Origin of the sequence: Azospirillum rugosum (genome assembly GCF_017876155.1) — a bacterium.
GTDB lineage: Bacteria > Pseudomonadota > Alphaproteobacteria > Azospirillales > Azospirillaceae > Azospirillum > Azospirillum rugosum.
This window is the reverse complement of the sequence record NZ_JAGINP010000012.1, coordinates 200,022-224,319: the sequence shown is the minus strand read 5'-3', so window position 1 is coordinate 224,319 and position 24,298 is coordinate 200,022. Positions and strand designations below refer to the sequence as shown.

Annotated in this window: 21 protein-coding genes; 8 read left to right on the top strand and 13 right to left on the bottom strand. The window is 68.6% G+C overall.

The genetic code is table 11. The features are described from left to right. Positions 1-207 precede the first annotated feature (207 nt). Together J2851_RS17860 and J2851_RS17855 are read right to left on the bottom strand one after the other, a co-directional pair. Positions 208-3,624: an acyl-[ACP]--phospholipid O-acyltransferase gene (locus J2851_RS17860; protein ID WP_209767738.1), complete on the bottom strand. Its 3,417-nt coding sequence runs from the start codon at positions 3,622-3,624 to the stop codon at positions 208-210. After that, positions 3,621-4,193 (bottom strand): TetR/AcrR family transcriptional regulator, encoded by a 573-nt coding sequence (locus tag J2851_RS17855; protein ID WP_209767737.1) that lies wholly within the window; start codon positions 4,191-4,193, stop codon positions 3,621-3,623. Before J2851_RS17855 ends, J2851_RS17860 begins: the two co-directional genes overlap by 4 nt. 196 nt (positions 4,194-4,389) lie before the next feature. Here J2851_RS17855 and J2851_RS17850 point away from each other — a divergent pair, with 196 nt between their 5' ends. Next, positions 4,390-4,701, top strand: coding sequence for a cupin domain-containing protein (locus tag J2851_RS17850; RefSeq protein WP_209767736.1), 312 nt, complete (start codon positions 4,390-4,392; stop codon positions 4,699-4,701). Positions 4,702-4,719: 18 nt separating this feature from the next. Here J2851_RS17850 and J2851_RS17845 read toward each other — a convergent pair whose 3' ends face one another. The 9 genes from J2851_RS17845 to J2851_RS17805 form a co-directional block, all read right to left on the bottom strand. Then, positions 4,720-6,717 (bottom strand): methyl-accepting chemotaxis protein, encoded by a 1,998-nt coding sequence (locus J2851_RS17845; RefSeq protein ID WP_209767735.1) that lies wholly within the window; start codon positions 6,715-6,717, stop codon positions 4,720-4,722. 155 nt (positions 6,718-6,872) lie between these two features. Then, complete coding sequence (locus J2851_RS17840; RefSeq protein ID WP_307419887.1) at positions 6,873-8,579, bottom strand: VTT domain-containing protein; 1,707 nt, start codon at positions 8,577-8,579, stop codon at positions 6,873-6,875. A 447-nt stretch (positions 8,580-9,026) separates the two neighbouring features. Continuing rightward, the gene (locus tag J2851_RS17835) at positions 9,027-10,337 is read right to left on the bottom strand and encodes an MFS transporter (protein ID WP_246500734.1); all 1,311 of its coding nucleotides are present in this window, start codon (positions 10,335-10,337) and stop codon (positions 9,027-9,029) included. A 90-nt stretch (positions 10,338-10,427) separates the two neighbouring features. After that, complete coding sequence (locus tag J2851_RS17830) at positions 10,428-11,972, bottom strand: DHA2 family efflux MFS transporter permease subunit (protein WP_209767733.1); 1,545 nt, start codon at positions 11,970-11,972, stop codon at positions 10,428-10,430. A gap of 4 nt (positions 11,973-11,976) precedes the next feature. Further along, complete coding sequence (locus J2851_RS17825) at positions 11,977-13,068, bottom strand: HlyD family secretion protein (RefSeq protein WP_307419884.1); 1,092 nt, start codon at positions 13,066-13,068, stop codon at positions 11,977-11,979. Positions 13,069-13,126: 58 nt separating this feature from the next. Beyond that, entirely contained in the window at positions 13,127-13,633 is a 507-nt protein-coding gene (locus J2851_RS17820) for a MarR family winged helix-turn-helix transcriptional regulator (RefSeq protein WP_307419882.1), read from the bottom strand. Positions 13,634-14,078: 445 nt separating this feature from the next. Continuing rightward, complete coding sequence (locus J2851_RS17815; RefSeq protein WP_209767731.1) at positions 14,079-14,897, bottom strand: SGNH/GDSL hydrolase family protein; 819 nt, start codon at positions 14,895-14,897, stop codon at positions 14,079-14,081. Further along, complete coding sequence (locus J2851_RS17810; protein WP_209767730.1) at positions 14,894-15,661, bottom strand: SGNH/GDSL hydrolase family protein; 768 nt, start codon at positions 15,659-15,661, stop codon at positions 14,894-14,896. Before J2851_RS17810 ends, J2851_RS17815 begins: the two co-directional genes overlap by 4 nt. Next, positions 15,658-16,890 carry an OpgC family protein gene (locus J2851_RS17805; RefSeq protein ID WP_209767729.1) on the bottom strand — a complete coding sequence of 411 codons (1,233 nt, stop codon included), beginning with the start codon at positions 16,888-16,890 and terminating at the stop codon, positions 15,658-15,660. Before J2851_RS17805 ends, J2851_RS17810 begins: the two co-directional genes overlap by 4 nt. 287 nt (positions 16,891-17,177) lie before the next feature. On the opposite strand from J2851_RS17805, the gene J2851_RS17800 reads away from it, so the two are divergent. The 3 genes from J2851_RS17800 to J2851_RS36350 all read left to right on the top strand — a co-directional run bounded on the left by J2851_RS17800 (position 17,178) and on the right by J2851_RS36350 (position 18,671). Then, positions 17,178-18,281: an ABC transporter substrate-binding protein gene (locus tag J2851_RS17800; RefSeq protein WP_209767728.1), complete on the top strand. Its 1,104-nt coding sequence runs from the start codon at positions 17,178-17,180 to the stop codon at positions 18,279-18,281. Between the two features lie 71 nt (positions 18,282-18,352). After that, complete coding sequence (locus tag J2851_RS17795) at positions 18,353-18,544, top strand: hypothetical protein (protein WP_209767727.1); 192 nt, start codon at positions 18,353-18,355, stop codon at positions 18,542-18,544. Next, positions 18,537-18,671, top strand: coding sequence for a hypothetical protein (locus J2851_RS36350; protein ID WP_281416044.1), 135 nt, complete (start codon positions 18,537-18,539; stop codon positions 18,669-18,671). The genes J2851_RS17795 and J2851_RS36350 overlap by 8 nt, the downstream gene beginning before the upstream one ends. A gap of 28 nt (positions 18,672-18,699) precedes the next feature. Here J2851_RS36350 and J2851_RS17790 read toward each other — a convergent pair whose 3' ends face one another. After that, positions 18,700-20,004 (bottom strand): MFS family transporter, encoded by a 1,305-nt coding sequence (locus tag J2851_RS17790; protein WP_209767726.1) that lies wholly within the window; start codon positions 20,002-20,004, stop codon positions 18,700-18,702. A 231-nt stretch (positions 20,005-20,235) separates the two neighbouring features. Between J2851_RS17790 and J2851_RS17785 the strand changes: the two genes are divergently transcribed. Beyond that, positions 20,236-20,571, top strand: a complete 336-nt coding sequence (locus J2851_RS17785; RefSeq protein WP_209767725.1) for a YnfA family protein — start codon at positions 20,236-20,238, stop codon at positions 20,569-20,571. A gap of 84 nt (positions 20,572-20,655) precedes the next feature. Here the strand turns inward: J2851_RS17785 and J2851_RS17780 are convergent, their stop codons facing one another. Continuing rightward, positions 20,656-21,558, bottom strand: a complete 903-nt coding sequence (locus tag J2851_RS17780) for a LysR family transcriptional regulator (RefSeq protein WP_209767724.1) — start codon at positions 21,556-21,558, stop codon at positions 20,656-20,658. A gap of 92 nt (positions 21,559-21,650) precedes the next feature. On the opposite strand from J2851_RS17780, the gene J2851_RS17775 reads away from it, so the two are divergent. The 3 genes from J2851_RS17775 (at position 21,651) to J2851_RS17765 (ending at position 24,295) form a co-directional block, all read left to right on the top strand. Further along, on the top strand, positions 21,651-22,499 hold the full coding sequence (locus tag J2851_RS17775; protein ID WP_209767723.1) for a hypothetical protein: 849 nt from the start codon (positions 21,651-21,653) through the stop codon (positions 22,497-22,499). Between the two features lie 43 nt (positions 22,500-22,542). Beyond that, positions 22,543-23,127 (top strand): YceI family protein, encoded by a 585-nt coding sequence (locus J2851_RS17770; protein WP_209767722.1) that lies wholly within the window; start codon positions 22,543-22,545, stop codon positions 23,125-23,127. 166 nt (positions 23,128-23,293) lie between these two features. After that, positions 23,294-24,295 (top strand): glutathione S-transferase family protein, encoded by a 1,002-nt coding sequence (locus tag J2851_RS17765; protein ID WP_209767721.1) that lies wholly within the window; start codon positions 23,294-23,296, stop codon positions 24,293-24,295. Positions 24,296-24,298: the final 3 nt, after the last annotated feature.

The following is a 24,298-nucleotide window of genomic DNA, read 5'->3' as shown; positions in this document are numbered from 1 at the left end:
CCTCACCCCAAACCCCTCTCCCCTCAAGGGAGAGGGGCTTTTCCTCCACTGTATCAGCCACTTACCGCAATGGCGAAATGTGTGCATACCGTAGCCACTTCGCGGGGGGAGGAGTTAAGGGAAGCGCGGCGGCAGTCCCCTCCCTCGCCGAAGGTGGGGGAGGGTTAGGGTGGGGGCCCAACGCGACCACACTCACCAGCGACGACCTCACACCCCCTCCCCCGCCAACGCCTCCGCGGCGAGGCGCATGACCGCCGGGTAGTCGGTCTTGCCGGTGCCGAGCAGCGGGATGGTCGCCGCGCGAACGATGTCGCGGGGGATGGCCAGTTCCGGTGCGCCCCTGGCCTTCGCCGCGGACACCAGGGCGTCGCGCGACAGGGCCGGGCTGGTGGTGACGAGCACGATGCGCTCGCCGCGCTTGGCGTCGGGTAGGGCAACGGCCGCGTGCGGGACTGCGGGATCGGCCTGCACCGCCAGTTCCTCCACGACGCCCAGCGGGACCATCTCGCCGGCCACCTTGGCGAAGCGCTTCACGCGGCCGACGATGCGGATGAAGCCGTCGGCGTCGATCTCCACGATGTCGCCGGTGTCGTGCCAGCCGTCCTCCGGCACCTGGACCTCGCACGGACGGTCGGCGAAGAGGTAGCCCTTCATCACGTTCGGCCCGCGCACCCGCAGCCGACCGCCGACCGGGACACCGGGAACCGGGACGAGTTGCGTCTCGATGCCCGGCAGCGCCTGCCCGACCGTGCCCGGCCGGAAGCGGGCCGGCGTGTTGACCGCGATGACCGGCGAGGTCTCCGTGGTGCCGTACCCCTCCAGCAGATGGACGCGGAGCCGTTCGGTATAGGTGCGCCGCGTCTCCTCCTGCAGGCGCTCCGCCCCGGCGAAGACCAGCCGCAGAGAGCGGAAGTCGTAGGGGTCCGCCGCCCGCGCCCAAGCAGTGAGGAAGAAGTCGGTGCCGAACAGAACCGTGGCGTTGGTCTGGTAGACCAGCTCTGGGATCAGCCGCACGTGCCGCGGGTTGGGGTCCAGCACGGTCTTCACGCCGTTCAGGATCGGCAGCAGCATCCCGCCCAGCAGCCCGAAGGAGTGGAAGACGGGCAGGCAGTTGAACACCACATCCTGGCGGGTGAAGTCCACCACCGACGCCACCTGCGCCATGTTGGCGAGCAGGTTGTCGTGGGTCAGCGCGACGCCCTTCGGCGGCCCCTCTGACCCCGAGGTGAAGAGGATCGCCGCCACGTCGTCCGGCTGGCCCTGCGGCGGCAGCAGCCGTTCCGGCGCCGCCAGCGCGACGAGCGCGCGCAGCTTGTCGCCGAGCGTCAGGCCGCGCTTCACGTCCTCCAGATAGACGATCGCGTGGTCGGCGGCCAGGGCCTCGACCAGCGGGCCGAGGCGGCCCTTCTCAACGAACTGGGTCGAGGTGACGATGCGGCGGACCCCGGCGGCGCGGCAGGCGGCCTTGATGGATTCCACCCCCGCGGTGAAGTTCAGCATCGCCGCCGGACGGCCGTGCGCCACCAGCCCGAAGAAGGCGGCCGCGGTGGGGGACGCGGTCGGCAGAAGCAGCCCGACCGCTTCGCCCGGCGCGGTGCCGCGCGTCAGGATGCGGCCCAGCACCAGCGCCCGGGCGGTCAGGGCGCGGTAGGAAACGGTGGTGAAGTCGCCGTCCTGCACCGCCGCCTTCCCCCGGCCGGTCTTGCGGCCGGCGTCGAGCAGCGCGCAGGCGAGCGTCTCCGGCCGTTCGTTGGCGGCGAAGACGGTTTCCGTCATCACGCGCGACAGCCAAGCCTTCAGCGCGGCGCGCCGCTTCTTGCCCACAAGGCCCGTCACGTCCGGCGTGACGACCGGCGGCATGACCGTGATGGTGATGCGCGGGAACAGCCCCAGCCGCAGCCGCCCGTGCATGCGCGACAGGACGGAGCGCTGGGCGCCTTCGATGCACACCGGCACGATGGGGCAGCGCGCCTTGTCGGCCAGCATGCCGGGGCCGCCGTTGATCTTCATCAGCGACCCGGTGACGGTGATCCGACCTTCCGGGAAGATGCAGATCTTGTGGCCCTCGGCGAGGGTGCGGGCCAGCACGCGCGTGCCCATGGGGTTGGTCGGGTCGATGGTCACATGGTCGGCCAGCGCCAGGAAGGGCTTGGCCCAGGCCTGCTGCGCGATAAAGGTGTCCACCGCGAAGCGCATGCCCGGCAGGAAGGCGGCGAGCAGCGCGCCGTCCAGGAAGGACTGGTGGTTCGGCGTGACGACCGCGGGCCCCTCCAGCCCTGCCAGATGCTCCGCCCCGCGGACCTCCACCCGGAAGGCGAGCCGGAACAGGCCGCGCGCCAGGGCCCGGCCGATCTCCACGGCGTCGATGGACAGCGCCAGAACCACGGCGGCCAGCATGCTGGCCCCGCCCACCGCCGCCACGGTCAGCGGCGACAGACCGAGCGCCAGCATGGCCGCGGCGACGCCGGAGCCCACGACCATGAACAGCGCGTTGACCACGTTGGCCGCGGCGATCACGCGCGCGCGGGCCGACACCGCCGCCCGGTGCTGGATCAGCGCGTAGAGCGGCACGGCGAAGGCGCCGCCCGCCGCCGCGATCACGAACAGGTCGGCCAGCAGCGGCAGCGCCCAGGGCTGGGCCAGCAACGCCATCGGCGACAGGGGCTCGGCGGAGGGCACCGACGGGGTCAGCACCGGCAGCGCGGCGCCCGCCAGCGCGGCGACGAGGCCGGCCAGCGCCGCCCGGCGCGCGTCGGCGGTGGAAGGCGTTCGGTGGCCGAGCCCAGCCAGCACGGAGCCGATGGCGACGCCCACGGCGAACACGGCCAGCAGCAGGGTCGCCCCGGCGCTGTCGGCGCCCAGCACCTCGCGCGCGATGGCCGGGAACTGCGCCATGACCACGGCGCCGACACCCCAGAAGACGGAGATGCCGTAGATTGCCCGCATGGAGGCGGGGTCCCGCGCGGTGGCGCGCAGAACGCGCAGCGTCACCGATACCGGGTTCAACCCGACGCGCACCGCCGGGTCGGCGTTCCCGGCCCGTGGGATGAGCAGGGACGCGCCCAGCCCCAGCACGGCCGACGCCCCCAGGAGCGCCGGAACCGCCCAGGGATCGGCCAGGGCGAGGGAGCCGCCGGCGATGGTGCCCAGCAGGATGGCGACAAAGGTCCCGGCCTCGACAAGGCCGTTGCCGGCGCTCAGCTCGTCGGAGGCCAGCAGGTCGGGCAGCAGGCCGTACTTCACCGGTCCGAAGACCGTGGAATGGGCGCCCATGCCGACCAACGCCACGATCAGGATGGGCAGACTGGCGTCCAGGATGCCCCAGGCGGCGATGCCCATCAGCCCGATTTCCGCGACCTTCACCGCGCGGGCGACCAGCGTGCGGTCATAGCGGTCGGCGAGCTGGCCGGACGTGGCGGAGAAGAGCAGGAAGGGCAGCGTGAAGGCGCCCGCCGCCAGGGTGGACACCAGGGCGCCGTTGCCCGCCATGCCGTAAACTGCGAGGACGGCGATGGCGCCGCGCAGCACGTTGTCGCCGAACGCCCCGAGGAACTGGGTCAGGAACAGCGGCAGGAAGCGCCGCGTGACCAGAAGGCCAAGTTCACTGTTGACCGGCTCGCTCATGACACCGCTCCTTTCCGGGCCAAACCGTTCAACAGCGCGTCGGCGACGATGCCGGCGAGATCGCCGAGCGGGGTCCTTTGCCGACCGTAGACCTGGGACTGCACGTTCATGACGATGGCACCGATGACGATGTGGGCCAGCGCCTCGCGGTCGGCGTCGCGGACGCTGCCCTCGTCGATGCCGTCCCCGATGATGGCGCAGACCACGTCCACCGGGGTCTCCTGCCCGTCCGGCACCAGCGGCAGGCCGTCGTGCTGCGACAGCAGCAGGAAGCGCGCCCGGTCGGGAGCGGCCTCCACCAGCCGGAAGGCCCATTCGACGACGCGCCGCAGCCGGTCGGGCGCCGGGCCGGCCCCCGCGGCCTCCCGCAGCGCCTGGGACAGCGCGGTGTATTCCGCCGCGAACAGGTCGGCCGCGAGATCCTCCTTGCTCGCCCAATGGCGGTAGAGCGCGCCCTCCGACACCCCGGCCGCACGGGCGATGTCCTTGATCGTCGTGGCCTTCACGCCCTTCTGCGCGAACAGCGCGAGTGCGGCGTCCCGAACCTTCTGCCGAACATCGATGGGCATGATGCCACCGCTCCTTCCGACAAGACGTAAGTGAATGTTCACTCACAGCATGCCGCAAAGGGTGGTGCGGCGCAAGACGCTGTTGCGGCCATTCACCGTTCGCGCTGGCAGGAATTGACGGGGGGTTGGCGTTGCCGCGGCGGAACGGGCGCGGCAGGGTCGCCTCCGCTCCCCGAAGCCACACGGATCAACAGTGATGAAGATCGTTCAGTCGCGGTCCTTCCGCCCCGCCACCGCCTGGGCGGCGCTCGACATCGCGGAAATCGACGGCGCAACGGTGCGCCTGCATTGGACCGATCAGCCGTACCGCTGGCACGTCAACGACGGGGAGGAGGTCTTCGCCGTGCTGACCGGCGCCGTGGACATGCACTACCGCGTCGCCGGTCGGGAGGAGGTGGCGCGCCTCGGCCCCGGCGATCTCTTCCACGCCGGGGCCGGTGACGAGCATGTCGCGCACCCCGTGGGCGAGGCGCGCATCCTGGTCATCGAGCGCAAGGGCAGCGTGTAGCCGCCCCTGCCCCTCACGTCACGCCGCAATCGGCGTCAGCCCCCGCGTCAGCTGGGCGAAGGCGTCGCGGAAGCGGGCGAGCGACGCGTCCGCCTCGGCGAAGCGGACGTGCACCGTCTCCTTGTCCTTGGCGCGGACCTCGAAGCTGAGCGACAGGCTGAAGCGGTCGATCCGCACCGTCCCGCTGTCGCCGATGGACAGGCCGGACACGCCGGTCAGCATGGCGCCGCCGCAGGACAGGTCGCGGATGCTGCAGGTCTGGTCGACCCCACGCACCACGACGGTGCAGGGCTCGTTGACCCGGAAGCGCGGGTTGCGGCGCCGGTCGGCGTCGGCCGTGGAGGTGCGGACGACGCGCACCAGCACGCGACGCAGTTCGTCGATGCTGGTCGCCACCTCGTCGGACCCGGACCGCACGCCGGTGGCCTGGGACCCGGTCTGGTCGGCGTCGCGCGACACGGCGGCGATGCGGACCGACACCTCCTGCGCGGCGTTGGAGGTTTCGACCACGTTCCGGCTGATTTCCTGCGTGGCGGCGGCCTGCTCCTCCATCGCGGCGGCGATGGCGCTGGAGATCTGGTCGATCTCGCCGATGGTGTCGCCGATCTCCGCCACGGCCGACACGGCGGTCCCGGTCACGCCCTGGATCTCGGCGATCTGCCGGGTGATCTCCTCGGTCGAACGCGCGGTCTGGTTGGCGAGGTTCTTGACCTCCTGCGCCACGACGGCGAAGCCCTTGCCGGCCTCGCCGGCGCGCGCCGCCTCGATGGTGGCGTTCAGGGCCAGCAGGTTGGTCTGGCTGGCGATGTCGGTGATCAGCTTCACCACCTCGTCGATGCGGCCGACCGCTTCCGACAGGGACTGGATGGTGCCCTGGGTGCGCTGCCCATTCTCCACCGCGCGCCGGGTCACGGCGCTGGAATGGGCGATCTGGCTGGAGATCTCGCGGATGGAGGCCGCCAGCTCCTCCGTGGCGGCCGCCACGGTCTGGGCGTTGGCCAGCGCCTGCTCCGCCGCAGCGGCGACGCTCTGCGCGTTCACGCTGACCCGCTCCGCGGAGCCTGCCATGGCGTCGGCGTCCTGGGCCATGGTGCCGGTGCGCAGGGCCACCTGCTCAACCGCCCGCCCGGCCTCGCGCTCCACCGTCTCCGCCATGGACTGGAGGGCGGCGATGCGCTCCTCCTCCGCCTGGCGCTGGCGTTCGGCGCGCTCTTGCAAGGCGTAGTTCAGCTTCGCCTTCACCGCGCGCAGCTGCGACCGGATGCGGGCGAATTCCGCGACGCCGGAGCTGGGGATGGCGGCCATCAGGTCGCCGCGGGCGATGGCGTCGAGATGCTGCTCCACCAGCCCCAGCGGCCGCCGCACGGTGCCCAGCACGCCCAGCGTCCCGAACAGCGCCAGCAGGAAGGCCACGACCAGCAGGCCGGCGACGGCGGCCGGCGGGTCGTTGTCCGTCAGGGTCATCCAGCCCAGCACCAGGGTGACCAGCACCAGCCCGAAGGTCGTCGCGACCATGCGGCCGGCGATGCTGGACACGAGGTTGGCGACCCACGTCCCGAAACCGCGATGGACGATCTGGCCGTCCATCAGCCCATATTCCTTGCCGCCCCCGGCGCGGATCGCGGCGTAGACCCGCTCCGCCTCCGCCACCGCCTCGCGCGAGGGCTTGGAACGGATCGAGATGAATTCGGTGACCTGCCCGTTCTCGGTCAGGGGCGTGACGTTGGCCTTCACCCAGTAATGGTCGCCGCTCTTGGCGCGATTCTTGACCAGACCTTCCCAGGGGCGCCCGGCCTTGATGGTTTCCCACAGGTTGGCGAAGGCGACCGGCGGCATATCCGGATGCCTGACAAGATTATGAGGCGCCCCGAGCAATTCCGTTTCGGAGAAGCCGCTGATATCGACGAATGCCTTGTTGACGAAGGTGATCTTGCCGCGCGTGTCGGTGCGTGACACCAGCAGCACGCCGTCGGCCATTTCAATTTCACGGTTGGTAACCGGTCCGTTATCGCGCATGCCCCAGCAACCTCTCAACGGTGAGGAGTCAGCCACCCATACCTAATGCATATTTCTACAGTACTAATCCGCGAAACGCACGCCAATAGTATCGCGATGCTTGCGTCTCTAAACGAATTTCGATTTTTGCCACACAGGGCGGACACCGGTACCGCTCAGTTGGACGCAGGGTAGACGCAGAGAAGCCGCTGCTGCTTCTGCTGGTAGCCGACCAGCCCGCGCACGGACAGGGGGCACGCTCCGCGGGCGCGGTTGGCCGCCGCGATCTCGAACATCAGGGACTGCTGGTGGAACAGGTCGGCGTAGACCTGGCCGAGCCCCACGTCCGGATCCCAGACATGGATGGCCTCCGCCCCGGCCCCGTTGACCTCGATGATGCGGAAATCCTCGCCCCGGGCCAGCTGGTCGGCGGAGGCGAAGCGCAGGTCGAAGCGGCCGAAATGGAACCCCGGCATGGCGTCGGCGATGGCGTCGAACCGCCGGACCAGGGCCGGGGTGATCAGGGACCGGCCATCCTTGTAAAGGCCGCCGACCCGGCTGCTGCCGACCAGCGCCAGCCGCACCACCTGCCCGGCCACGGGCACCTCGTCCAGCCGCCGGCGCAGGGCGGCGCGGTGCACGCCGCCCTTCCACGACGCGCGTGCGTCGCGGGCGATGAGCCGCTCCAGCGTGGACTCGCCGTCACCGACCACATGCGGGAAATAGCGCAGCGTCAGCGAGAAGATGGTCCCCTGCGCCTGTCCGGGGAACCGGGCGTAGAACACGCCGGCCTCCCCGGCGAAGGGAACGAAGGCCTGCAGGATGAAGGCGCAGCCCCGGGGCATCTCCGCCAGGTAGGCCTGGAGTTCGGCCGCGTCCTGGACCAGCCGCACGCCGAACCCGCGCCACCCGATGTCGGGCTTGGCGACCAGCGGAAAGGCCAGGCCCGCCTCGGCCGCCAGCGTCTCCAGCCGTTCGACGGACCAGGATCCGTCGTTCACGGCCGCCCTGCAGTCGGCGACCCAATGGCGGGCCGACGGGCCGATCAGGTCCATGCACCCGATCTTGGATTCGCCCAGCAGGCCGCCGGCCTCGATGGACGGGTTCGCGGCGGTCGGCAGCGTCAGGCTGCGGTGCCGCAGGCCGAGGGCCAGCCACTGCACCGCCAGCGGGATGTAGAAGAGCAGCGGCGGGATGCGTTCCGCCAGGCCGATGGGCCGGTAACCCGCCGGCACCAGCGGCATGCCCGGCAATTGCACCGCCTGCGTCGGCGCCGGAGCCTCGCCCGCCACCGAATCGACCAGCTTCGCCGGAGCGCCGAAAAGGCCCGCCGCCCTCGCCATGAGCACGCGGCCGTTGCGCGTGCGCGCCGCGATCAGCAGGGCCGCCAAGCCCAGCCCGGCCATCGACACGTCGCCCGAGGTCAAGCCGATGGAGGAGGTCAGCAAGGCCAGGAGGATTCCCACGTGCAACACGGCGGTGGCCAGCGTCGTCAGCAGGAAGCGGTCGAACCGCACCCGGATCGCGCCACAGGCGAAATACATAGGGAATATCACGCCCGGCACGAGCCTCGCGGTCACCAGCGTGACCAAGAGGTTGCTCTCCAGCGCCGAGCGGCATTTGGCGAAGATCGGGCGCTCGGTGTAGCGCCGCAGCCGCCCGACCCGCGTCGACAGCAGCCCGAGCGAATAGATCAGGCAGTCGCCGCCGATGATGCCCACCAGCAGGGCCGTGGCGGTGAGGCTGAAATCCATGGTTCCGGCGCTGACCAGCCCCGCCCCCGCGGCGATGGCCACGTCTTCGTGGAGGATGGTCAGGGCCGCCAGCGCGATGGGAAACGCGAGTGGCATCTCGTTGATCAGGGCGAACACTTCGGCAAGCACCAGGCGCGTTTCCGACAACAATCGACCGCACCACTGTGTGTCACACCGCCCTCGCTTTCAAAGCACAAAGAGTCCCCAATTTTCAAATACCGGTGCAGTTGTCACGGGATACCGCGCCCAAAAGTTGGAGAAACCCTGACGAAATTCACCCTCCGATGAGGTCGACGCCGAGCAGGAGCGCGCCCGCGACATCTGGGACGATGAAGGCTCACGCTTTCGACCGCCGGCTCCACGTTTCGCCCTTTCGCGATACGCTCAACTTGGCGCGCAACGAAATAAGTTCGGCACGATCAAATATTACGCCGGTCCATTTCTTGCCCGGCGACAGCAATCTTCTAGCCCAACGAGAAGACGTTGAGTCATTAAATTAATGTAACTGCAGAATAGTAGGAATTTATCATGGACCCAGGTGCGAATCGGACGGCGCGCATCGCGCGGCGCCGGCGCTCAGCCGGTCGCCAGCGGGGAGCGGCGGTAGCGCAGGCTGCTCGCCACGCAGCCCGCCACCGACAGGGCGCAGGCGAGGGTCAGCGCGATGCCCGTGCCGTGGACGGCGTGGGCGGTGAACAGCAGGCCGACGAAGGCCGCGCCCAGCGTCTGGCCGAGCAGCCGGGCGGTGGACTGGATGCCGCTGGCGCCGCCGCTGCGCTCCTTCGGCGCGCTGGTGATCAGCACCTTGTTGTTGGGCGACTGGAACAGGCCGAAACCCAGGCCGCACACCGCCATGCGCCAGACGATGTCGGCGGTCGCCGGGTCGGCCGGCAGCAGGGCGAGCGCCCCCAGCCCGACCGCCAGGATCGCCAGCCCCAGCCCGCCCAGCAGGCCGGGGTCGTAACGGTCGGCCAGCCGTCCGGACAGCGGCGCCATCAGGGCGGTGCCCAAGGGCCAGGGCGTCATCAGCAGGCCGGTTTCGACCGCCGACCGGCCGATCACGTCCTGCAGATAGAAGGGCAGCGCCACATAGGCGATTGACTGCGCGGCGAAGGAACCCACGGAGGTCGTGACCGACAGCGCGAAGACCGGCAGTCGCAGCAGGTCGACCGGCAGCAGCGGCGCCGTCTGGGCCATCTGCCGGCGCACCAGCACGACGCCTAGCACCGCCGCCCCCGCCAACTCCACCGCGGTCAGCGCCACGGCCTGGCTGCCGTCCAACCCCTTGATCCCGCAGATCAGCGCGCCGAAGACCATGGCGTTCAGCAGGGCGCTGACGCTGTCGAAGCGGTGGGTCGAGCGCGGCGCGTGCGGCAGGGAGCGCAACGCGATGACCAGCGCCACCGCGCCGAGCGGCACGTTGATGGCGAACAGCCACTGCCAGGAGGCGACCGACAGCATGATCCCGGCGATGGTCGGCCCGGCGGCCGAGGCCACGGCGACGATCAGCGCGTTGTTGCCGACCCCGCGGCCGAGTTCCCGGTGCGGGTAGATGAAGCGGACCAGCGCGATGTTCACGCTCATGATTCCGGCGGCGCCGAAGCCCTGGACGACGCGCGCGATGGTCAGCGCCAGCAGGCTGTCCGACAGGGCGCAGGCGGCCGACGCGATGGTGAAGACCAGCAGCCCCCACCAGTAGACGCGCCGGTAGCCGACGATGTCGCCCAGCGAGGACAGCGGGAACAGGGACACCGTGACGGCCAGCTGGTAGGCGTTCACCACCCAGATCGACCCGGCCGCGCTGGTGCCCAGATCCTTGGCGATGGTCGGCAACGCCACGTTGGCGATGGCCCCGTCCAGCACGGCCATAATCAGGGCGATGCCCATGGTCACAATGGCCCACTGCCTTTGCGGCGCGGGCAACCCGTCAGCTGCCAACATTCTAACCCTGCGATTTCTTGTGTTTTGCGTGTTTTGTTATTCCATCACCGCCGCGTGATCCTTGTCGGCGGGCTTGGTCGGCTTGCGCATCAACAGGACGATGGGCATGGCGACCAGCGCGATGATCATCATCAGCTTGAAGTCGTCGATGAAGGCGATGCTGGTCGCCTGCCGCGTGATCTCCGCGTCCAGCGCGGCGCGCCCTGCGGCCGTCATCGGGTTCCAGAAGCGGGCGACGTCCGGCAGCTCGAACAGGCGGTTGTAGGGGGTGACCGCCTGCACGATCTCCGAATGGTTCACCTGGGTGTTCTGCACCAGCAGCGACGACACGACGGAGATGCCGATGCTCGACCCGATGTTGCGCGACAGGTTGTAGAGGCCGGTCGCCTCCGTCCGCTGCTCAGGCGCCAGGGTGGCAAAGGTCACGGTGCTGAGCGGCACGAAGAGGAAGCCGAGTCCGGCGCCCTGCACGAAGCCGGTGCGGATGATCATCCATTGCGAGACGTCCGGCGTCCAGCCGGTCATGTCCCACAGCGCCACCGCGGTGAGCACGAGGCCGAGCAGGATCAGCAGCCGCGTGTCCACCCGCCCGATCAGACGCCCGACGATCATCATCGCCATCATGGTGCCGAGGCCCCGCGGCCCCATGACGAGGCCGGCGGTGATCACCGGGTAGCCCATCAGCGTTTGCAGGTAGGGCGTCAGCAGCGCCAGCGTGGCCAGCAGGATGATGCCGACCAGGAAGATGAAGAACATGCCGGTGGAGAAGTTCCGGTCGCGGAACAGGCCCGGCGTGACGAAGGGCCGGTCGGCCGTGAACATGTGGACCAGGAACAGGTAGAAGGCCGACGCGCAGACCACGACCTCCAGGATGATCTCGGTCGAGCCGAACCAGTCCAGCTGCTCCCCGCGGTCGAGGAACATCTGCAAGGCGCCGATGGCGAGGCTGAGCGTGCCGAAGCCGAACCAGTCCAGCTTCGCCCGCGCGTTGCGCACCGTCTCCGACAGGAAGGCGGAGATGCCCAGGAAGGCCAGGATGCCGACCGGCAGGTTGATGTAGAAGACCCAGCGCCAGTTGTAGTTCTCGGTCAGCCAGCCGCCCAGCGTCGGCCCCAGGATCGGCCCGACCATGATGCCCATGCCCCACACCGCCATGGCCGAGCCCTGGCGCTCCTTGGGGTAGATGTCCAGCATCACGGACTGCGACAGCGGCACCAGCGAGGCGCCGAACAGGCCCTGCAACAGGCGGAACAGCACGATCTGCGGCAGCGACTGCGCCATGCCGCAGAGCATGGAGGCCACCGTGAAACCGGCGATCACCACCAGGAACAGCCGCTTGCGCCCGAACCGGCCGGCCAGGAAGCCGGTCGGCGGCGTCATGATGGCGGCGGCCACGATGTAGGAGGTCAAGACCCAGTTGATCTGGTCCTGGCTGGCCGACAGGCTGCCCTGCATGTAGGGCAGCGCCACGTTGGCGATGGTGGTGTCCAGCGCCTGCATGATGGTGGCGAGCATCACGCAGACAGTGATGGCGCCGCGATGCTTGGCGTCCCCTCCGGTTTCTCCGGCTGCGGCGGCCATGGCGTTATGAACTCCGGCTTTCGCCGAACAGGGCGGCCAGGAAATGCGGCAGGCCGCGCGCGTGCCCGGTGTCCACGTCCACCACCGCGCTCATCCCGGCGCGCAGCGGCGGCAGGGTCTTGTCCGCGGTGTCGATGCGCACGCGGATCGGGATGCGCTGCACCACCTTCACCCAGTTGCCGGACGTGTTCTGGGCGGGCAGGAGGGAGAACTGGGCGCCGCTCGCCGGGCTCACGCTGTCCACCGTGCCGTGCCATTCGACGCCGGGGTAGGTGTCGACCGTCACCGTCGCGGTCTGGCCGGGACGGACGTAGGTCAGCTCCGTCTCCTTCGGGTTGGCCTCGATCCACATGTGGTCGGTGGCGACCAGGCTGAAGGCCGGCGTCGCAGACTCAAGATATTGGCCGGGCTGGAGCGAGGGGACCTGCGTCACCACGCCGTCCATGGGCGCCCGCACGGAGGTGTGCGCCAGCTCCCGCGCGGCCTCGTCGCGCTGGGCGATGGCCTCGAGATAGCGCGGGTGCTGCTCGATCGGCTGGTCGGGGTCGCCGTTCAGGTTGGCGGCGATGGCGGCCAACTGCTGCTCCAGCGAGGCGACCTTCTGCTGCGCCGTGGTCAGGTTGTGGCGGGCGGTGTCGAAGGTGGCTTGTGCTGCGTACTGCTGGCGGGTGAGGTCCTGCTGGCGCCGGAACTCGCGGTCGTAGAACTCCACGTCCGCGTGGGCCTGCCTGATCTGCTCCTGCATGTCGCGGTAGTTGGCCTTCAGCGCGTTCAGGTCGTTGCGCGTGATACCGACCTGCGCCTCGGCCCGTTGCAGGGCCAGCCGGAAGGGCTGGTCGTCCAGCGTGAACAGGACGTCGCCCGCCTTGACCGGCTGGTTGTCGTGCACCTCGATAGCCTGCACGATGCCCGACACGTCGGTGGACACGCCGACCTTGTCCGCCTGGAGGTAGGCGTTGTCGGTCGACATCACCGCGCCACCGGTCACATAGACGTAGCCGCCGGCGATCAGGACGATCGGCAGCAGCAGGAACAGGGCCCAGCGCACCAGCCGGCGCCGCCGGGCGGAATCGGCCCGCCGCACGCCCCGATCCACGGCGCTCTCCCTTAGATCAGCCGATTGAACGGTGGGCCCAACGGCGGGTCCGCTGCCGTCAGCCATGGTTCTTGCTCCTTACGGAAACGTCGTCAGCCGCCGCATTCATAGTGGTGTTCGCTGGGGCGTTCGGCGCGACGAGGTTGGTCTTCATCTCGGTCAGGATGTCGGCGAGCAGTGCCCGCCGCTCCTCCGGCATGCCGGCGCAGGCGTCGTCCATGACGTCCGCCGCGATGGCGCGGATGCGTTCCAGGACCGCGTGCGCGGCGGGGGTCAGGCGCAGCAGGCGGGCGCGCCGATCCGTCGGGTCCGCTCGGCGCTCGACGAAGCCCTGCTCCTCCAGGCGATCAAGCAGGCGCACCAGGGTGATCGGCTCGATCTCCATGATCTGTGCGAGGCAGGCTTGGTTGACCCCCTCCTGCCGCGACAGGTGGGCGATCACGGAGGCCTGGGCGCGGGTCAGGCCAAGCTCCTGGGCGCGCGCCACCTGTTCGAAGTGTTTGCGCATCAGCCGCGCGACGTCGTGCAGCAGCCAGCCGATGGTGCGGTCCGATCCTGACGTCACGACAAAGCCAAGCCTCTAAATGATGAGCTTCCTTATTATAAGGAAGCAAATGTAACGATGAGCACGCCCCCCATCGGCGGCAAGTCCCATCGGGCGGGTGCAACCGCAGGTCCGGCATGCGCGACGCGCATCGCCCCTCGGCACGCGCGTCCGGTAATCTCGCCGAGGCCGGACTGGCGCCATCGCAGGCGAGCACAACCCAGCGCAAAGGCCACGGTGCGATGTCCAGCGGGTAATCGGGAACGATGAACCGTTCGACGAGGTCGTCGCAGGGGCAATAGCGGGTGTTGGGGGTGAAGAGAGGGTGTTGGGGTGTCGCGTTGGGGCCCCACTCCGACAAGCCCAGCGGACGCTTACGCCGTCCCAGGCAGGATCACGCAGAGGATGATCGGGCGCTCGCTGTTGCCGTCCGGAGACCCATTTTCTTGACGTTTAGCGCATACCGTCACCGTCGTTGCGCAATGTCGGCGGTCGGACGCGTGGCCGCCTCTTGAAGCGAGGTCGCCAGCGAGCGGGCGATGCAGTCGTAGCCGAAATCGTTCTGGTGGATGCCGTCGGGGCCGACGAGATCGGTCATGGAGGCCTGACGGGTCTGCACCCACTGGCGCATCACGGCGAAGCGATGGAACAGGCCAACGCCCTCTTCCTCCGCGACGCGGGCGATCAGGGTCTGCATCTGCTCGTGCTGGGGCTTGGACAGCATGGCGGGGGCGTATTGCAGGTCCATCAGCACGACGTCGAAGCCGGCCGCCTTCAGCTTCCGGATGCCGGTGCGGATCACCACCTCGGCCGCGTAGGGGTCGTCGCCCTTCAGCACGGTGTTCGCGCCGACCTGCCAGATGACGAGGTCCGGCTTCTCGTCCATCACGTCGCGCTGGAAGCGCCGCAGCATCTCCGCGCCGACTTCGCCGTTGGCCCCCTTGTTGAGGACGGCCACCTCGATGCCCGAAAAGCGCTGGCGCAGGTGGTCGGCCAGCCGCGCCGGATAGCTGTGCTGCGGCCCGCTCGCCCCGGCCCCGGCCGTCGAGGAGGAACCGATGGCGACGATGCGCAGCGGCCCACCGCCCGCAAGCTGGCGGCTCACGCGCGGCAGCGGCGCCGTCAGCGCGGCCGATTGGGCGGAATAGGCGCAGGCGGAGGCCGGGTTGCCCGACGGCGCGGCCCTGGCCGGGCCGTTCGCCAGCGGGGGTGCGGCGAACAGCAACGCGACCGCGGCGGCCGCCGCCAGCCGGGAGCAGGTATGGGACAGGAAGGACCGGCTCATTGGGCCGGCCTCGCGGCGCGGTCCAGCATGGCGGTGACCGTGTCGGCCAAATGACGGCCGATGCAGCGGTGGACGAATTGAAAGGCCTTCAGCATGTCCTCCTTGGAGTCCGGCATGAATCCGACCCGCTCTTCCTCGAACCAGTAATGCATCATCTCGTAGCGCGGAAAATGGAACACGTCGTTGTTCTGGGTCACCCATTCCACATAATCCAGGTACGGCTGGAAGGTGATCAGCTGGGTGGTCTGCGGGCTGTACTGCATGTCCATCACGACGATGTCCGCCCCCCGGCGGTGCGCCGTCTCGATGCCCGACGCCACGGCCTCGCCGAAGCTGTCGGGGCCGATGTTCCGCATCGCGTCCACCGTCCCGACCTGCCACACCAGCAGCGCCGGCCGCTCCGCCGCCAGGGCTGAATCCAGGGTCGGCAGCATATCCTGCGCGGTGGCGCCGGGGACGTTGCGGACCGCGACGCTGACTTTCCGGTCGGGCAGGCGCGCCGACAGGTCCCGTTCCATCAGGGCCGGGTAGCTGCCCTCCGCCCGGTTGGAGCCCGGTTTCGCGGTGTTGACCACCAGAATGGGAAGCGCGCCCACGCGGTTCATCCGCTCCAGCGCGCGGGGCAGCGATGCGTCGATGGTCAGGATGCGCTCCGGCACCTCGCAGGGGTCGGCCGGCGCGGCGTCCTCCGCACGGGCCGGCCCCATGCCGGCGGCGAGCAGGAGGCCGATCAGGAACAGGACGGACAGGCGCGCGCGCGTCATGCACTCGGGTCCTTGGCGGGTGCCGCTTGCCGTGATGCTGGCGGGCGTGGCGTCCGGTCGACGGTCTGATACCAGGTCAGCACCCGCGCGGCCGCGATCATCATGGCTATGCCAACAATTGTGATCGAAAACTGTGCAAAAAGCGAGTTTGTCCATTGGTTCAAAATCGTTTGCCCGGCGAAGGACAGAAAGATGCCGAGGCAGAACACCTGCAACGACTGCCGCCCGCACAGGATGACCGGCGCCAGCAGAGGCGACCGCAGCCATGCGCTGTCGTACCGGGCCACTTGCAGCACAATGTAGGCAAGCGCGCAAAAGTGGATGAGCCGCAACGGGTCGAGGTCGGTCTTGCTGATCGGGTAGAGGACGTCGGCCAACCACGTCGGCATCACCGCCCCCAACGGCGCAATCTGCCAGGACAGGACCAGCAGCAGCGCGGCGAGCAGATAGGCCGCCGACCCCGCCAGCAGCGCGCGCCGCGGCCGCGTCAGGGCCGTGGAGACCTCCGGGAAGCGCTGCATGGTGGACCCCAGCACGAACAGCAGTTGCCAAGCGAAGGGGTTGAAGAACCACACGCCGCCTTCCGGGTAGGTCGGCAGGTTCCAGCGGAACCCGCGCGCCGCCGCGTACAGCGTCACCGAGCCCGCCAGCAGGGCCAGCGGCCAGCGCCGCAGGACCGGCAGCAGCAGCGGGAAGGACAGCAGCAGGACGATGTAGAGCGGCAGGATGTCCAGGTTCGCCGGCCGGAACTTCAGCGCCAGCGCCTGGGTCAGCGACAGGGCCGGGTCGGTGAAGAAGCTGGCGATGCCCAGCTCCTCGCTGAACAGCGGGTTGTTGAAGACGCGCGCGGTGTAGGCGACCTGGGCCGTGAAGGCGATGAACAGGAACAGATAGGCGATGTAGAGCGTCCAGACCCGGTGCACCACCTTGGCCGTCGCGAAGCGCCAGCCGTGCACGGCGTAAATCTTCGAATAGACCAGCGACGAGGTGTAGCCGGAGATGAAGACGAACACCTCCGTCGCGTCGCTGAGCCCGAAGTTGCGCATCGTCACCCAGGCGATCTGGTTGCCCGGAATGTGGTCGATGAAGATGAACCACAGCGCCAGCCCGCGGAAGAAGTCCAGCCGCAGGTCGCGGGTCCCCGGCGCGCGCCCGACCGCACTCTGCCCGATCGAACCCTGCCCGATCGAACCCTGGATGTTCGGAGTCGATGTCGGCGACGAGGTCATCGGGCGGTTCCCCAAGGTTCGGCGATTCGCGGTGTCATGCAGCGGGCGCTCACACCTCCTGAATTGGGATGCGAACGGAATCCGCCGATGCCCCGACCGTGGTGCACCCTGGCTCTCGCCCTTGCAAAACAGGCGGTTAACACCGATCGGCCGACCCGATCGGCCTAGCCATTACCCCCTTTGCGTGCCACCATGATTGTTGCACGGGGAAGCCGTTCCGGCGCTCCGCAACGACCGACCAACGCACCAAGAACCAAGACAGCAAGAAGAACGAAGGAGGAGAGGATATGCGCAGGATTCTGCTTGGGGCCGCCGCGGCCCTCGGTCTTGCCGCCCTCACGCTGACTCCGGTGCAGGCGCAGGATCTGCCCGCCGGCTACCCCGCCGCCTACAAGGACACCGTCGCCGCCGCCAACAAGGAAGGCAAGGTCGTCGTCTATTCGTCGACCGACGCCTCGCAGGTGCGTCCGCTGCTCGACGACTTCAAGGCGCTCTACCCCAACATCACGGTGGAGTACAACGACCTCAACTCCACCGAACTCTACAACCGCTTCATCTCCGAGGCCGCGGCCAACGCCGGCACCGCCGACGTGCTGTGGAGTTCAGCCATGGACCTGCAGATCAAGCTGGTCAACGACGGCTACGCCCAGCCCTACGAGACGCCGGAAATGAAGTCCCTGCCGGAATGGTCGGTGTGGAAGAACGAGGCCTTCGGCACGACGTTCGAGCCGGTGACCTTCATCTACAACAAGCGCCTCGTCAATGAGGGCGACGTGCCGAAGACGCACGCCGACCTGGAAAAGCTGCTGAAGGCCAAGGCCGCCGAGTACAAGGGCAAGGTCACCGCCTATGATCCGGAGCGGTCGGGCGTCGGCTTCCTGTTCGTGACGCAGGATGCGGCCGCCTGGCCGGACGCCCGCAACCTGTTCCGCGCCTTCGGGACGGCGGGCATCAAGCTCTACACCTCCGCCGGCGGGATGCTGGAGCGCGTGTCGTCGGGCGAGCATCTGATCGGCTACAACATCTTCGGCTCCTACGCTCTGGCCCGGTCCAAGAAGGACCCGAGCATCGGCATCGTCTACCCGCAGGACTACACGCTGGTGATGTCGCGCATCGCCTTCATCCCGAAGGGGGCGAAGAACCCGAACGCGGCCAAGCTCTTCATGGACTATGTGCTGTCCAAGCGCGGGCAGACGCTGATCGCCAACCAGGCGGAGCTGTTCTCGATCCGCGAGGACGTGGAGGGCGACGCGACCGCGCGCGCCGTCAATGCGCAGTTGGGCGACAAGGTGAAGCCGATCCGCGTCGGGCCGGAGCTGCTGGCCTACCTGGACCAGGCCAAGCGCCTGACCTTCATCAAGCAGTGGCAGCAGGCCATGCAGGGCAAGTGACCAGACGCCTCTTTCCGAAGGCCTGACGATGTCCGAATCCCGGCCCCAGTCCTGGGCCGCACCGGGTCAACATGGACATCACCATCCCGCTGATCCGCTTCGGCATGCTGGGGCCGGGGACGGAGGTGATCGGCTCACTGCTCGTCTCGCTCTGGGGGACGGGCGACATCGACCTGATCTCCGCCCCGTCCGTGATCAACGTCGCAATGGTCGGGGCGGGCCTGCTGACCGCGCTCCGCCTGGGAGTGCGCCTGCATGGCTGAGCTGACCGTCGAGAACCTGCACCTGCGCCTTGGCGGGAACGAGATCCTGAAGGGCGTGGGGATGAGCCTGGATCGCGGGCGGCGGATCGTGTGTGGGTGTTTTAAAATAAAAGCCCCTCTCCCTTGAGGGGAGAAGGGCTTTTTATTGAACCGCTTTACGGCTCGTCCTTCAAATACCCTTCCTTCGTCGGGTCGCGCATGGTCAGCGACACGACGAAGCTGATGGCACACAGCGCCGTCACGTACCAGAAGAAGCTTTCCTCCATGCCCGCCGACTTCAGCCACAGCGCCACATACTCGGCGGTGCCGCCGAACAGGGCGTTGGCGATGGCGTAGGACAGGCCGACGCCCAGCGCGCGGACCTCCGGCGGGAACATCTCGGCTTTGATCAGGCCGCTGATGGAGGTGTAGAAGCTGACGATGGTCAGCGCGGCGATCATCAGGAAGAAGGCCATGTAGGGATCCGTCACGCCGCGCAGCGTGTCCAGGATCGGCACGGTGCACAGCGTCGCCAGGGCGCCGAAGATGATCATCGAGGCCTTGCGCCCGATCCGGTCGGAGATGCCGCCGATCACCGGCTGCAACAGCATGTAGACGAACAGGGCCACGGTCATGATGCGGCTGGCCGTCTCGGCGTTCATGCCGGCGCTGTTGACCAGGTATTTCTGCATGTAGGTGGTGAAGGTGTAGAAAATCAGCGAGCCGCCGGCGGTGAAGCCGACAACCGTCAGGAAGGCCCGCTTGTGCTGCATCAGCCCGGCCAGCGTCCCGGCCTCCTTGCGGCCGCGGGTCTCGCTGGTCGAGGTTTCCGCCAGGGAGCGGCGCAGCAGAAGCGCCACCAGGGCGGCAAGGGCGCCGAGCACGAACGGAATACGCCAGCCCCAGGCCTTCAGCTCGTCGACCGTCAGCAGGCTTTGCAGGATCACCAGGACCAGCACGGCCAGCAGCTGGCCGCCGATCAGCGTGACGTACTGGAAGGACGCGTAGAAGCCGCGGCGGCCCTGGAGGGCGACCTCGCTCATGTAGGTGGCGCTGGTGCCGTATTCGCCGCCGACCGACAAGCCCTGGGCGAGGCGGGCGAGCAGAAGCAGCGCCGGGGCGGCGACGCCGATGGTGGCGTAGGTCGGCAGCACGGCGATCATCAGCGAGCCGCCGCACATCATGAAGACCGAGATCATCATGGCGGTGCGCCGTCCCAGCCGGTCGGCGATGCGGCCGAACATCCAGCCGCCGATTGGGCGCATCAGGAAGCCGGCGGCGAAGACGCCCGCGGTGTTCAGCAGCTGCGTGGTCGCGTCACCCGCCGGAAAGAAGGCCGGTGCGAAGTACAAGGCACAGAATGAGTAGACGTAGAAATCGAACCACTCGACGAGGTTGCCGGACGAAGCGCCGACAATGGCGAACACGCGCTGTGCCGCGGTTGGCCCGGTGGTGGTTTCCTGTGTGGTTACGGTGGACACTGTCTCTTACCCTCTTTTTGTCTTTATGCCCTTCGGGAAGGCTGTGCGTCCGGAGCAGATAACGGCGAACGCTTGCCGCGCACTCTGTCAGGCTGGAGCCATACGTGCACGCACGGCGCCCGGCAGGGCAGCCATGCCGAATTGGCGGCCCACAGCGCTGCGACGGGCAAAACTTGCGCCACGGTGGTCCGCCGGGAATGATGGACAAGCCGGAACCACGAAAGAGCCGACATGACCACGCTCGCCGTCTACATCGCCGCCGCGGCGGGGGAAATCGCCGGCTGCTTCGCCTTCTGGGCGTGGCTTCGCCTGGGCAAGTCGCCGCTGTGGATCGCGCCGGGGCTGCTGAGCCTGATGGTGTTTGCGTGGCTGCTGACCCGCGTGGACGCCGACTTCGCCGGGCGCGCCTACGCCGCCTATGGCGGCGTCTACATCGCGGCGTCGCTGCTGTGGCTGTGGATCGTGGAGAGCCGTGCGCCCGACCGGTGGGACCTGATCGGCGCCGCCGTCTGCGGCGTCGGCGCCGCCATCATCCTGCTGGGGCCGCGGGACGCCGCGCCGCAATGACCGCGTAGGTTGGGTGGAGCGAAGCGCAACCCAACATCGTCGCCGGGCGAAGGATTGTTGGGTTGCGCTGGCGCTCCACCCAACCTACGGATCCCGCCTTCCCTCCAGCAAAGCGCGGTCCTGGGCGAAGGCGTCGCCCATGAAGTCCATGAAGGCGCGCACGCGCCCCATGTGGCGGAGATCTTCGTGGGTCAGCAGCCAGATCTTGCTCCCGACCTCCTCGACGAGCGGGCCGACGCGGCGCAAGGCCGGGCAAGGGTCGGCGAGCCCGCAGGGCAGCAGCCCCAGCCCCGCGCCGGCCTTCACGAGTTCCAGCACCGTCGCGACCGAGTTCACCCGGCAGGCGATGCGGTCCGGCGGCACCGACTTGCGCAGCCATCGCATCATCGACGTGTGGTCGAAGGTTTCGTCCAGCCCGACCCAGACATGCCCCGCGACACCGTCCGCCGCCGGAGCGGTGTCCAGGTAGGAGGCGGACCCGTAGACGGCAAAGGCCAGCCAGGCCACGGCCCGGCCAACCAGGTTCTCCGGCGGCCGGTTGGTGGAGCGGATGGCGACGTCGGCCTCCCGCCGGGTCAGGCTCAGCGACGCCTCGGCCACGATCATGTCCACGCTCAGCGTCGGGTGCAGCGCGCGGAAGGCGGCGATGTGCCGGGGCAGGATGTGCAGGGCCAGGATGTCCAGCGTGGTGAAGCGCAGCGTTCCGGAGATCTGGGAGTCGCTGCCAGACAGGCGCCGGCTGGCGGTCGCCAGTTCCTCCTCCACCTTCAGGGCGACGCGGTGCATCTCGTCGCCGGCCGCGGTCAGGATATAGCCGCCGGGCCGCTTGTCAAACAGCCGGACGCCCATGGACTCCTCCAGCGCCGCGACGCGGCGGAGCACCGTCGAGTGGTTGACTCCTAACACCCGCGCCGCCGCCGACAAGGACCCGTTCCGCGCGACGGCGAGCAGGAAGCGCAGGTCGTCCCAACTGTCCTGCTCATTCATGCAGAGGCTTTGTGCAAAGTTTCCGAATTCCCGCTCATGGAAGCACATCATACGGTCGGGCGGAAGCCTCCACTGACCTTTCGGCTGCATGAATGTCCGACCTGCTTCATGATCCCTTCGTACAGTCCAGCATCCTGCCCCTGCTCTTGAGCGTGGTGGCGGTGGGTGCCCTGCACCGGCTGGCGCCTGGACGTCTCCTGGCGGTGGCCGGCATTGGGGTAACCTTCCTGGCCGTCTTCGCCCTGGTCGTCGGCGTTCCCGCCCTGCCCCCGCCGTCCAGCATGGGCAAGCTGTTCTGGTCCGTCGCCGGCGGCTTCGTCCTCGGCGTGGTGGCGGACGCGGTCGGCGTGAGGGGCCGCGCCGGTTCGGCGCTCGCCGCCGCGTGGCTCGCCGCGTCGCTTGTGTGGATCGCCCTGCCCGCGCTGGACACGCCCGCGGCCTTCGCGACCCTGCTGGTTCTGCTGCTCGTCGGGGCCTGCGTCGTCTTCGGGCGCGTAGACGCCAATGACGGCCGGAACGCCGTTGCCTCGGCGGCGGTGCTGCTCGCGCTGGCACTGGCCATCGGCGGCACGGCGCTGATCGGCTCCTCGGCGTCCATCGCGCAGATGGCGCTGGCGCTCGCCGCGGCGACGGGCGGCTTCCTGCTGTGGAACTGGCCGGTCGAGCGCCACGGCTGGGGCGTGTCGGGCCGCGTGGCGTCCGGCACCGCCGTTCTGCTGGCCGGCGTGCTGGCGCTCTACACCCAGACGGAGGCCGCGGTCCTTCTGCTGGCCTTGCCCGCCCTGCTGGCCGAGCGTCTCGGCCGCCGGCTGCCGCTGCCCGACAGCGGCCTCGGCCGGGCGGCGGGCGGCGCGGCGGTCACCGTCCTGTCCGTTCTTCCGGCGCTGATCGCCATCGGCGTCGCCTACCTGCTCGGCGGCGCGGAAGCGTCGCCCTACTGATCCCAACCCATTTCCTCTCCTTCCCGACTTCGGAGTTTCCTTGATGAAGAAGACCCTGTTCGCCGCCGCCCTGGTCGCCTCCGTTGCCCTGGGCGCCCTTGCGCCGGCCTCGGCCGCCCCGGTCGCCTACAAGATCGACCCGGCGCACCTGAGCGTGGCGTTCATCGTCAACCACATCGGCTTTTCCAACCTGATCGGCCGCTTCAACACCGCCGCCGGCGAGGTCACCTTCGACAAGGACGCCGTTGAGAAGAGCACGGTCAACGTCTCCATCGACACCGCCAGCGTCGACACCAACCACGCCAAGCGCGACGAGCACCTGCGCTCCCCGGACTTCTTCAACGCGAAGGAGTTCCCGAAGCTGACCTTCAAGAGCACGAAGATCGAGAAGACCGGCGCCAAGACCGGCAAGCTCTACGGCGACCTGACTATGCTGGGCGTCACCAAGCCGGTCGTGCTGGACGTCACCTTCAACAACGAGGGCGTCAGCCCGGCCAGCAAGCTGGAGACGGTCGGCTTCTCCGCCCGCGGCACGGTCAAGCGCACCGACTTCGGCATGAAGTACGGCGCCCCGGCCATCGGCGACGAAATCCAGCTCCTGATCGAGGCCGAGGCGGTGAAGGCGTAAGGCGCAATCCAACCCTCTCCCCTCTGGGGAGAGGGCAGGGTGAGGGGGTCCCGCCACGTTGGTACGTCCGGCAAAAGCGCATCCCCCTCACCCTAACCCTCTCCCCGGAGGGGAGAGGGGACATAGTTTCCTTCCCCTGTTCATCCGGGCCGTTTCAGGAGCCGTCATGCCGCAGTTGGTGAATGGCGAGTGGGTCAAGGGCCACATCGCCGCGAGCGAGATCAAGAACGGCGCATTCCATCGCGAGCCGACGCGCTTCCGGTTTTGGATCACCCCGGACGGCTCCCCCGACGCGAACGGCAACCCGACCCTGCCGGCGGAGGCCGGGCGCTATCATCTCTACGTCTCGTACCTGTGCCCCTGGGCGTCGCGCACGCTGATCTTCCGCGCGCTGAAGGGGCTGGAGCGGGTGATCGGCGTGTCCGTCGCCGAACCGGTGATCGGGGAGGATGGCTGGGTTTACGCCGAGCCGCAGGTCGCGGCCGAGGGCATGGCGCCCTTCCGGGAGCATTGGCACCTCTACACCGCGTCCGACCCGACCTACACCGGCAAGGTGTCCGTTCCCGTGCTGTGGGACCGCAAGGAGCGCCGGATCGTCAACAACGAGTCCGCGGACATCATCCGCATCCTCAACAGCGCCTTCGACGGGCTGACCGGCAACACGCTCGACCTCTACCCGGAGACGCTGCAAGCGGAGATCGACGCCTGGAACGACCTGATCTACCCGAACGTCAACAACGGCGTGTACCGCTGCGGCTTCGCCAAGTCGCAGGCGAGCTACGACGAGGCCTTCGACAGCCTGTTCGCCACGCTGGAACGGCTGGAGGAGCGGCTGGAACTCAGCCGTTATCTGGCCGGGGAATATCTGACCGAGGCCGACTGGCGGCTGTTCGTGACGCTGGTGCGCTTCGACAGCGCCTATCACGGCGCCTTCAAATGCAACCTGAAGCGCATCGAAGACTATCCCAACCTGTCGAATTACCTGCGGGAGCTGTACCAGTGGCCCGGCATCCGGGACACGGTGAACCTCGCCCACATCAAAGCCGGCTACTACATCAACCCGGCGATCAACCCGACGCTGATCGTCCCGAAGGGGCCGCTGCTGGATCTCGACCGGGCGCACGACCGCGACCGGCTGCCGGGCCAGGGCATCTGGCGCCGGACCTGACAA